Source organism: Microbulbifer pacificus (assembly GCF_002959965.1).
In the GTDB taxonomy this organism is placed as follows: Bacteria; Pseudomonadota; Gammaproteobacteria; order Pseudomonadales; family Cellvibrionaceae; genus Microbulbifer; species Microbulbifer pacificus_A.
Genome location: NZ_PREV01000023.1, coordinates 1 through 1,189, shown reverse-complemented (window position 1 = coordinate 1,189; position 1,189 = coordinate 1). Strand labels below are relative to the sequence as shown.

The window sequence follows — 1,189 nt, the reverse complement described above, 5'->3', positions numbered from 1 at the left end:
TACTGCAATATCATCAACATGTATCATTAATTCTTGACCATTTCGTCTAACAAGAGCTTCTTTTGGTGCAATGTTCATGAGAGAACGAATTGAATTTCTTGCTCTATCCATGGAGAATCGTTCAAGCTCTTCACTGATAGCAAAGAGAATAACAACAAGTGCAACTTCTCCCCATTCACCAATAATGGCTCCACCTATAACAGCTACAGTCATTAGGGTTTTCATGTCAAACTCTAAACGTAATAAGTTTTGAAAACCAACTTTAAAGAGTGATAACCCTCCTACCAACATGGACGCTAAAAATAATAACGTTGTAAGGATATTATCTTCTCCATTTACAAAATAAGACAAATAACCAAACACAAGAAATGCAACTGAATAAAGCAATTTACTATACTTTTTATAAAATGGAACTTTTTCTCCTTTATCCTCTTTGGCTGTATTTTGAGACGTTTGATTGGAATTTTCTGGTGTTACCTTTAGGCTTTCAAATGATCCAGCTTTTTCTAATTCCTCAACTGAAGCTTTACCGAATACTGAAATTTTAGAAGCACCAAAATTCACTTTCGCATCTTCAACTCCTGGAATTTCCTTTACGTTTCTTTCGAATTTCCCAGCACAATTTGCACAAGTAAAGCCTTGAACACGATAAACACTTTTATCTTTTTTCAAATTTTCCTCATTCACGGTTATCTACTTCCTTCCCATGAACAATTGCTGTTGTCACAAGCATTTTGACATGTTCATCATCTAAAGAATAAAAGACTAACTTGCCTTCTTTTCTACTCTTAGCAATTCCTAGGTTACGTAGATGGCGTAAGTGGTGAGAAACTGTAGCCATAGTTGCATCGATAATATTCGCTACGTCACATACACATAATTCATCTTCTTGAACCAATGCATAAGCTATCTTTAGCCGTGTTTCATCTGATAACGCCTTGAAGATGTTTGCCACTGGTGCAAGATTTTCTTGTTCCACAATTGAACTGACACGTCTTACCTTTTCTTCGTCATAACAGAAAATTTCACAAGTATCATGTGTTTGTTTAACTTTTTGAGCCATAAGTTCACCCTCATTCAAATAATTATTTGATTATAACTACATTCTAATGCTCATTTGATTAATCTGTCAATAAAATAATCAAATGAGTATTTAAATATTTTTTCTAATTAAGAATTTTAGTTTAGA

General features: G+C 33.6%; 2 protein-coding genes. Both read right to left on the bottom strand.

From position 1 onward, the window contains the following. The coding region (locus tag C3938_RS00550; RefSeq protein WP_199775457.1) for a heavy-metal-associated domain-containing protein at window positions 1-687 on the bottom strand (687 nt) is incomplete at its 3' end. Beyond that, window positions 680-1,063 carry an ArsR/SmtB family transcription factor gene (locus C3938_RS00545; RefSeq protein ID WP_105101351.1) on the bottom strand — a complete coding sequence of 128 codons (384 nt, stop codon included), beginning with the start codon at window positions 1,061-1,063 and terminating at the stop codon, window positions 680-682. The genes C3938_RS00550 and C3938_RS00545, both read right to left, overlap by 8 nt. Between the last annotated feature and the right edge of the window lie 126 nt (window positions 1,064-1,189).